This is a genomic window from Streptococcus sp. CL8.13, from assembly GCF_049737895.1.
In genome coordinates this window covers 1-8,155 of record NZ_JBKOTT010000032.1, presented here as the reverse complement: position 1 = coordinate 8,155, position 8,155 = coordinate 1, and the positions used below count along the sequence as shown (strand labels likewise).

Sequence of the window (8,155 nt, the reverse complement as noted above, 5' to 3'; positions counted from 1 at the left end):
ATGTTTTTACTTGACAAGTGCTAGTAGAAATAATAGAATAGTAAAAAACCTTTAAAGCAGTCCAGAGAGGCAGCTAAGGTTAGACGGTGAAAGGGTGGAGACTACCCATTTTTCGTGGAACCTTGCTGTTGGCAGGTTCCTTTTTTTGTGGCTTCTTGTGGCCAGACTCTCTCACTAGCAAAGGTAAAAGGAGAAACCTATGCGAGAACATCGTCCAGTTATTGCTCTTGATTTTCCTAGTTTTGAGGCGGTCAAGGAATTCTTAGCTCTTTTTCCAGCAGAAGAAAGCCTTTATCTTAAGGTAGGGATGGAGCTTTATTACGCAGCAGGTCCTGAGATTGTATCCTACTTAAAAGATCTGGGACACAGTGTCTTTTTGGATCTCAAGCTTCATGATATTCCCAATACAGTCAAGTCAGCCATGAAGGTCCTGTCTCAGCTTGGTGTGGATATGACTAATGTTCATGCGGCTGGTGGTGTAGAGATGATGAAGGCGGCGCGTGAAGGTCTTGGAAGTCAATCAAAATTGATCGCTGTCACTCAGCTTACATCAACATCAGAGGCTCAGATGCAGGATTTTCAAAACATCCAAACCAGTCTGCAAGAGTCTGTAATACATTATGCCAAGAAGACAGCTGAAGCTGGCTTGGATGGTGTTGTTTGCTCGGCTCAGGAAGTGCAAATCATCAAACAGGCTACCAAACCAGAGTTTATTTGTCTGACACCGGGCATTCGTCCTGCAGGTGCTGCAGTAGGAGATCAAAAACGTGTGATGACACCTGCTGATGCCTATCAAATCGGTAGTGACTATATCGTAGTGGGACGTCCTATTACCCAAGCTGAGAATCCTGTTGCAGCTTATCATGCTATCAAGGATGAATGGACACAGGACTGAAATTAAAGAACTAGATTAGAAAAATAAAAGGAGAATATCATGACACTTGCTAAAGATATCGCTAGCCACCTCTTGAAAATCCAAGCCGTTTACCTCAAACCAGAGGAGCCTTTCACTTGGGCATCTGGTATCAAGTCACCCATTTATACGGATAACCGTGTGACCCTTGCCTATCCAGAAACTCGTACTCTCATTGAAAATGGTTTTGTAGATGCTATCAAAGAAGCCTTTCCTGAGGTTGAAGTGATTGCAGGAACTGCGACAGCTGGGATTCCACACGGAGCTATCATTGCTGATAAGATGAATTTGCCATTTGCCTACATCCGTAGCAAACCAAAAGACCACGGAGCTGGTAACCAAATAGAAGGCCGCGTAGCTCAGGGTCAAATAATGGTAGTGGTTGAAGATCTTATTTCAACAGGTGGTTCTGTTCTTGAAGCAGTAGCAGCTGCTAAACGAGAAGGAGCAGATGTGCTTGGAGTTGTAGCGATTTTCAGTTACCAATTGCCAAAAGCAGATAAGAACTTCTCAGATGCAGGTGTCAAACTTGTGACACTTTCTAACTACAGTGAACTCATCCATCTAGCCCAAGAAGAAGGCTATATCACACCAGAAGGCCTCGATCTTCTAAAACGATTTAAAGAAGACCAAGAAAATTGGCAAAACGCCTAAAACATAGAAAATCAGGTAGTCACTAGGATTACCTGATTTCTTTTTGTGATTTCATTGAGTATTATACTCAATGAAAATCAAAGAGCAAACTAGGAAGCTAGTCGCAGGTTGCTCAAAGCACTGCTTTGAGGTTGTAGATAAGACTGACGAAGTCAGTCACATATATAATCCAAGGCGACGTTGACGTGGTTTGAAGAGATTTTCGAAGAGTATCAGTCAACTTTTCCGCCCTCAACAACAAGGTCATCTGCTTTAGCAGCGTCACCGTAGGTTGGGTGGAGTGTTTTTTCATAGACCTTGTGGAAGAAGTTTTCTTTGCCTAATTTTTCAATATCTTTATTGATGAAGTCTAGCAATTCTTGGTTGCCTTTTTGAACTGCTGCCGCAATGGTATCTGGATTACCGAGGGAAGTAATTCCTACTTCAAATCCTTTATTTTCAAGCGCCCAAGCTAGAACTTCAGTATTGTCAGTAGAGAAGGCATCTCCACGTCCGTCAAGAAGAGCTTGGTAAGAGTCACTGTATTGGTCATATTTTTGGAGTTTAATTTCTGGATGATTCTTTTCAAAATAAGTCTCAGCAGTCGTTCCTTTTGTGACAATTAAGGTTTTACCTTCAAGTTGTTTGACGTCTGTAATGAGACCAGTCTTAGGTGATACGACTCCAAGAGAAACTTTCATGTATGGAAGGGCAAAATCAACTTGTTTCTTGCGTTCGTCAGTCACTGTAAAGTTGGCAAGAGTAATATCTACCTTGTTTGAAATCAAGTATTCCGCACGGTTGGCAGCGTCGACTGAAACGTATTTAACCTTGACACCAAGGTCTTGGGCCAGTTGGTTCCCAAGTTCAATATCGTAACCTTGGTAAGAACCGTCATTGTCAACGTAACCAAACGGTTTTTTATCTCCAAACACGGCGACTCGTAGCTCACCGCTTTTTTTGATTTCATCGATTGTGCGAGCCTTGGCAGTGGTTTTGCCAGAGGATGAACCAGCGTTTCCACCTGAGCTACAAGCAGTGACAAAGATAAGGGCAAAGGCAAGTGCCAAAACAGTTAAGAGTGGTTTGAATAGTTTCATAAGAATCTCCTTTATAGATATGAGCCAAATTGGCTAAAGTCAAAGACGTTTAAAAATTCCTGAGCTCGTTTGGTTTGAGGATTGGTAAAGAAGGCTTGAGCCGTTCCTTCTTCAGCAATTTTCCCTTGGTCGAGGAAGATAATCCGATCGGCAATAGCTTGGGCAAACTGCATTTCATGGGTTACTAAAATCATGGTGCGACCTTCTTGAGCTAAATCATTGATAAGTTCTAGAACCTCACGCACCATTTCTGGATCCAGCGAAGCAGTCACTTCGTCAAAAAGGATGATTTCTGGATGCATGAGGAGGGCACGGACAATTGCAACCCGTTGCTTCTGTCCACCAGATAATTGACGCGCAAAGCTATGTTGTTTGTCTAGCAAACCGACACGTTCCAGTAGTTGCAGAGCTTCTTCCGTTACTTCCTTCTTGTCCCTTCCTTGAGCCTTGATAGGACCTAGGATGAGGTTTTGTAGGACATCCAGATGGGGAAAGAGTTCATAACTTTGAAAGACCATGCCAATCTTTTGGCGAACTAGGTGAAAGTCTTTTTTATTTTCAACGATAGACTGACCGTCCAGAAGAATATCTCCACCTTGAATACTTTCTAAGCCGTTGAGACAACGAAGGAGGGTACTTTTCCCACAACCAGAGGGTCCTAGAATGACGACAACTTCCCCTTTATTGATTTGTAGGGATAGACCTTGGAGGATGGGATTGTCTCCGAAGGATTTTTTGAGTTCCTTGATTTCTAAGATAGTTTCAGACATTTAGTTCCTCCAATGTTTTTCTAAGTGAGTGGATAGTTTGGAAATAGGGAAGCAGACTGCGAAATACAAGACTAGAATGGTTCCATAAATCCAAAAGGAAGCGGTTGCGATAGTCAAGCGATTGCTATCGATGATTTGCTGTCCAACCTTGGTCACTTCAACTACCCCAATCAAGACAACCAAGGAAGTGGTTTTGATCATCCGAGTGACAAGGTTGATGGCTTGTGGTAGCAATCTTCTCAAGACCTGTGGGATGATGATGTGGTAGTAAAGTTGAACATTTGTCAAACCTAGTGCCTGTCCACTTTCAAACTGATGCTTAGGGAGGGAAGTGATGGCTCCACGGACCAAGTCCCCCATTTCAGCTGTTCCCCAGAGGGTAAAAACGATAATAGCTGAAGTCTCTCCTGAGATATTGATATTAAAGTTTCGAGCTAATCCGAAATAAACGATGAAGAGTAGCACCAGTTGGGGCATGATACGAATAAATTCCAGATACAATCGTGTTAAAAATCGTACGATTCTAGAATGGGAGGTCATGACAATTCCCATGACTGTTCCGAAAATCATGGATAAGAGGACAGACAGGATAGAAATGCCAATCGTGACGCCCAATCCCTGTAAAATCCGCAGGAGATTATTTCCCTGAAAGAGTACTTGGATTCCCGAATCCTGCATGGCGGAGCCTCCTTTCTATCCAGCTAAAGACCAGTGATATGGGCAGCAGCATAATCAGGTAAGCAATTACCAACATAGCTAGCGCAATGTCTGTCTCATAATAGAGCCCAATCAAGTCCTTGGCGACGTACATGAGGTCTGCTAAAGCTACTGCTGAGAAAACGGAGGTTTCCTTGATGAGGAAAATGACATTGGCGCTAAAAGATGGTAGGGCCACCGCTGTTGCTTGCGGAAGAACCACATAGCGAAAGACCTGTACAGGTGTCAGACCGATGGCTAATCCAATCTCATGCTGGGTTTGACTGATGGCTTCCAACCCACTTCGGAAAGATTCTGCCATATAGGAGCCTCCTAAAAAGACTAATCCCAGAGTAGCACAGACTTCCGAAGATAGGACAATCCCTATTCGGGGAAGACCGAAGTAGAGAAAGAAGAGTTGAATCAAAAGGGGTGTATTACGTGACAATTCAATGTAGGCTGTCGCTATTTGCGCCAAAAAAGGGATGCGGTAATGCCGGATGATACTAACGATTAAACCGAGCAGAAAGGATCCCAGAATTCCCCAAACTGCAATATGCAAGGTTAGGAGAAAAGCCTTTTGATATAGTGGTAGATATTGTTCAACAATGGACCAATCCAAAAATAGAACCTCCCATCTAGAAATAATACAGTTATTGTAGCACTTAAAATCTCCTTTGGATAATATCTATTTTTTATTGCCGTGATAAGGATTTTTTATCATAGATATAAAATTTCTGAAATTTCCAAACAAAATATTTGAAAAATTTTGAAAAAAGAGTTAGAATATTTTTTGTAATATACAAAGTAAACGCTTACTTATCAAGGAGGGCATTTTATGTCATACAAAACAAGCAATGCAGAAGGTCATGTAGATTTCATCAATACCTATGATTTGGAGCCAATGGCGCAACAAGTTATTCCTAAAGCAGCATTTGGCTATATCGCTAGTGGGGCGGAAGATACTTTCACTTTGCGTGAGAATATCCGCGCCTTTAACCACAAACTCATCGTTCCGCATACTCTTTGTGATGTTGAAAATCCAAGTACAGAGATTGAATTTGCAGGTGAAAAATTGTCTTCACCAATCATCATGGCGCCTGTTGCGGCTCATAAATTGGCAAATGAACAGGGTGAAGTGGCGACTGCGCGTGGTGTGCATGAGTTCGGTTCGCTTTATACAACTAGTTCTTACTCTACTGTCGATCTTCCAGAAATTACGGAAGCCCTTCAAGGGACACCTCATTGGTTCCAATTTTACTTTAGTAAAGATGATGGCATTAACCGCCACATCATGGACCGTGTGAAAGCTGAAGGTTATAAGGCGATTGTCTTGACAGCGGATGCTACTGTAGGGGGCAATCGTGAGGTTGATAAGCGTAATGGTTTTGTCTTCCCAGTTGGCATGCCAATTGTTGAGGAATACCTGCCAGAAGGTGCTGGTAAATCAATGGACTTTGTTTACAAATCAGCTAAACAACGCTTGTCTCCACGTGATGTAGAGTTTATCGCTGAATACTCAGGACTTCCTGTGTATGTCAAAGGACCACAATGCCGTGAGGATGTTGAACGTTCGCTTGCTGCGGGAGCTTCTGGTATCTGGGTAACCAACCATGGTGGTCGCCAAATCGACGGTGGACCAGCTGCCTTTGACTCGCTTCAAGAAGTGGCAGAAGCAGTTGATAAACGTGTGCCAATTGTCTTTGACTCTGGTGTTCGTCGTGGTCAACATGTCTTTAAAGCCTTGGCTTCAGGTGCAGACTTGGTAGCTATTGGTCGCCCTGTTATCTATGGTTTGGCCCTTGGTGGTAGTATCGGTGTACGCCAAGTCTTTGAACACTTGAACGCAGAATTGAAGACAGTCATGCAATTATCTGGAACTCAGACCATTGAAGATGTTAAACATTTCAAACTCCGTCACAACCCATATAACCCAACCTTCCCAGTTGACCCTCGTGACTTAAAATTGTATTGATAAAAAGATTGCCTCCACTGAATGTGGAGGTTTTTCTTCGTCTATAGGAAGAATAAATCGCTATTGAAAACTATATAAATATATTTTTCAGTCAAATATCTTGCTAGGGATTTAATTTTTTGCTATACTGGTGCAGTAATAAATAATAAAGACATTTGGGGTGCTTTAGGCTGAGATGATACCCATTGAACCTGATACAGTTAAGACTGGCGAAGGGAAATGTGAAACGTTTTTTCGTATGTCGAAATGAACGGTCTAATCTTGTAAGCTAAACTCCAGTTCCTATATGTAATTGGAGTTTTTTTTGTTCATTAATGACTGACAGCTTTGAGGCCAATCATTTAGGTAGCTCTGCTTGAACGCCCTTGATTTTCTTTAAAAAGGTCAAGTAAAACTAGGATTTTCTTGGTATGTTGTTGATTACGAACGAGTAAAGAGAGGAAAAGTAAATATGGAAACACAAGACTATGCATTTGAGCCAGGTTTGACTGTTGGAGAATTATTAAAAAGCAGTCAGAAGGATTGGCAGGCTGCAATCAATCATCGTTTTGTTAAGGAACTTTTTGCGGGGACACTTGAGAATAAGGTCTTAAAAGACTACCTAATTCAAGATTATCACTTCTTTGATGCCTTCTTATCCATGTTGGGTGCTTGTGTAGCCCACGCTGACCAGCTTGAATCCAAGCTTCGTTTTGCCAAGCAACTAGGTTTTCTTGAAGCAGACGAAGACGGTTATTTCCAAAAGGCTTTCAAAGAGTTAAAAGTATCTGAGAATGACTATCTGGAAGTGACCTTGCATCCTGTAACAAAAGCCTTTCAGGAGCTTATGTATTCTGCTGTGTCATCATCAGACTATGCCCATCTTTTGGTCATGCTGGTCATTGCAGAAGGTCTCTATTTAGACTGGGGTTCTAAAGATTTGGCTCTACCTGAATCCTATATTCATTCGGAATGGATCAATCTCCACAGAGGTCCTTTCTTTGCAGAGTGGGTTCAATTTCTGGTTGACGAACTTAATCGTGTCGGAAAAGGTAGAGAAGATTTGACAGAACTTCAGGAACGCTGGAATCAAGCAGTTGCTTTGGAATTAGCCTTTTTTGATATTGGTTATGACGCCTAGAGAAGGTTTAGAATATTTACAAATTTGATGAGGTAAATCATTCAATGTAAATGAAAAAAATTTCTTAACGAAAGATAGAGATAAATCGAAATCAGTAGATCGTATAAAGTGAAAAGGAAGGATTTCAATATGACAAGTTTAAAATTATTAAAAGAAAAAGCACCATTAGTCATTTGTATAACCAATGATGTAGTAAAAAATTTCACAGCAAATGGATTAGTAGCACTAGGTGCATCACCAGCCATGAGTGAGTTTCCAGCAGATTTAGAGGACTTATTAAAGTATGCTGGAGGTTTATTAATAAACATAGGCACATTGACAGATGAAAATTGGAAATTATACCAAGCTGCTCTGAAAATTGCTGAAAAATATAATGTACCTGCAGTGTTAGATCCTGTGGCTTGTGGGGCAGGAGAGTATAGAAAAAAAGTAGCAGATGATCTAATCAACAATTATAAACTAGCAGCGATTAGAGGAAATGCTGGAGAGATTGCCTCTTTAGTAGGGATAAATGTGGTATCTAAAGGAGTAGACAGTGCGGGAGTAGATAATATTGATGAAATTGCTCTAGCAGCAAATGAGAAGTTCAATATTCCAATAGTAGTAACAGGTGAAGTGGATGCTATTGCGGTAAATGGAGAAGTGGTAACGATTCATAATGGTAGTGCCATGATGCCAAAAGTTATTGGGACAGGATGTTTATTAGGTGCTGTAGTAGCAAGCTTTATCGGACTAGAAAAAGGTCAAGAATTGAAATCATTAGAAACAGCAATGTTGGTTTACAATATCGCTGGAGAAATGGCAGAAAAACGTCCCAATGGACATCTTCCTGGAACATTTAAAGTTGAATTTATAAATGCCTTATATGAGATTACAGATGAAGATGTAAAGGAATTCAAAAGAGTGAAGTAAAATGTTTCATAAAGAATTACTAAAACTATATTTTAT

9 protein-coding genes and 1 riboswitch are annotated in these 8,155 nt (G+C 41.2%); of the genes, 5 read left to right on the top strand and 4 right to left on the bottom strand.

All coding sequences use genetic code 11. From position 1 onward, the window contains the following. The first annotated feature begins 199 nt into the window (after nucleotides 1-199). Both pyrF and pyrE read left to right on the top strand, forming a co-directional pair. Entirely contained in the window at nucleotides 200-895 is a 696-nt protein-coding gene (pyrF, locus tag ACLNCN_RS01955; protein ID WP_125417001.1) for an orotidine-5'-phosphate decarboxylase, read from the top strand. 39 nt (nucleotides 896-934) lie between these two features. After that, nucleotides 935-1,567 (top strand): orotate phosphoribosyltransferase, encoded by a 633-nt coding sequence (gene pyrE, locus ACLNCN_RS01950; protein ID WP_424844521.1) that lies wholly within the window; start codon nucleotides 935-937, stop codon nucleotides 1,565-1,567. Nucleotides 1,568-1,779: 212 nt separating this feature from the next. Here the strand turns inward: pyrE and ACLNCN_RS01945 are convergent, their stop codons facing one another. The 4 genes from ACLNCN_RS01945 to ACLNCN_RS01930 are packed head-to-tail and all read right to left on the bottom strand — an operon-like array spanning nucleotide 1,780 to nucleotide 4,734. After that, complete coding sequence (locus ACLNCN_RS01945; RefSeq protein ID WP_125417003.1) at nucleotides 1,780-2,646, bottom strand: cysteine ABC transporter substrate-binding protein; 867 nt, start codon at nucleotides 2,644-2,646, stop codon at nucleotides 1,780-1,782. Between the two features lie 11 nt (nucleotides 2,647-2,657). Further along, the gene (locus ACLNCN_RS01940) at nucleotides 2,658-3,416 is read right to left on the bottom strand and encodes an amino acid ABC transporter ATP-binding protein (RefSeq protein WP_060627880.1); all 759 of its coding nucleotides are present in this window, start codon (nucleotides 3,414-3,416) and stop codon (nucleotides 2,658-2,660) included. Then, the gene (locus ACLNCN_RS01935) at nucleotides 3,417-4,094 is read right to left on the bottom strand and encodes an amino acid ABC transporter permease (protein WP_060627882.1); all 678 of its coding nucleotides are present in this window, start codon (nucleotides 4,092-4,094) and stop codon (nucleotides 3,417-3,419) included. Continuing rightward, on the bottom strand, nucleotides 4,054-4,734 hold the full coding sequence (locus ACLNCN_RS01930; RefSeq protein ID WP_060627884.1) for an amino acid ABC transporter permease: 681 nt from the start codon (nucleotides 4,732-4,734) through the stop codon (nucleotides 4,054-4,056). The genes ACLNCN_RS01935 and ACLNCN_RS01930 overlap by 41 nt, the downstream gene beginning before the upstream one ends. Nucleotides 4,735-4,950: 216 nt before the next feature. On the opposite strand from ACLNCN_RS01930, the gene lctO reads away from it, so the two are divergent. The 3 genes from lctO to thiM all read left to right on the top strand — a co-directional run bounded on the left by lctO (nucleotide 4,951) and on the right by thiM (nucleotide 8,119). After that, the gene (gene lctO, locus ACLNCN_RS01925; protein ID WP_061759183.1) at nucleotides 4,951-6,087 is read left to right on the top strand and encodes an L-lactate oxidase; all 1,137 of its coding nucleotides are present in this window, start codon (nucleotides 4,951-4,953) and stop codon (nucleotides 6,085-6,087) included. Between the two features lie 146 nt (nucleotides 6,088-6,233). After that, nucleotides 6,234-6,322, top strand: a riboswitch (TPP riboswitch). Nucleotides 6,323-6,538: 216 nt separating this feature from the next. Beyond that, nucleotides 6,539-7,207, top strand: a complete 669-nt coding sequence (locus ACLNCN_RS01920; protein ID WP_125417004.1) for a TenA family protein — start codon at nucleotides 6,539-6,541, stop codon at nucleotides 7,205-7,207. Between the two features lie 129 nt (nucleotides 7,208-7,336). Further along, nucleotides 7,337-8,119 carry a hydroxyethylthiazole kinase gene (gene thiM / locus ACLNCN_RS01915; RefSeq protein ID WP_185757584.1) on the top strand — a complete coding sequence of 261 codons (783 nt, stop codon included), beginning with the start codon at nucleotides 7,337-7,339 and terminating at the stop codon, nucleotides 8,117-8,119. Nucleotides 8,120-8,155 lie beyond the last annotated feature (36 nt).

What these genes read in the sequence shown, in the direction of transcription:
- pyrF (WP_125417001.1), top strand. Translation starts at nt 200, where the DNA reads ATGCGAGAACATCGTCCAGTTATTGCTCTTGATTTTCCTAGTTTTGAG.
- pyrE (WP_424844521.1), top strand. Translation starts at nt 935, where the DNA reads ATGACACTTGCTAAAGATATCGCTAGCCACCTCTTGAAAATCCAAGCC.
- ACLNCN_RS01945 (WP_125417003.1), bottom strand. Translation starts at nt 2,646, where the DNA reads ATGAAACTATTCAAACCACTCTTAACTGTTTTGGCACTTGCCTTTGCC.
- ACLNCN_RS01940 (WP_060627880.1), bottom strand. Translation starts at nt 3,416, where the DNA reads ATGTCTGAAACTATCTTAGAAATCAAGGAACTCAAAAAATCCTTCGGA.
- ACLNCN_RS01935 (WP_060627882.1), bottom strand. Translation starts at nt 4,094, where the DNA reads ATGCAGGATTCGGGAATCCAAGTACTCTTTCAGGGAAATAATCTCCTG.
- lctO (WP_061759183.1), top strand. Translation starts at nt 4,951, where the DNA reads ATGTCATACAAAACAAGCAATGCAGAAGGTCATGTAGATTTCATCAAT.
- ACLNCN_RS01920 (WP_125417004.1), top strand. Translation starts at nt 6,539, where the DNA reads ATGGAAACACAAGACTATGCATTTGAGCCAGGTTTGACTGTTGGAGAA.
- thiM (WP_185757584.1), top strand. Translation starts at nt 7,337, where the DNA reads ATGACAAGTTTAAAATTATTAAAAGAAAAAGCACCATTAGTCATTTGT.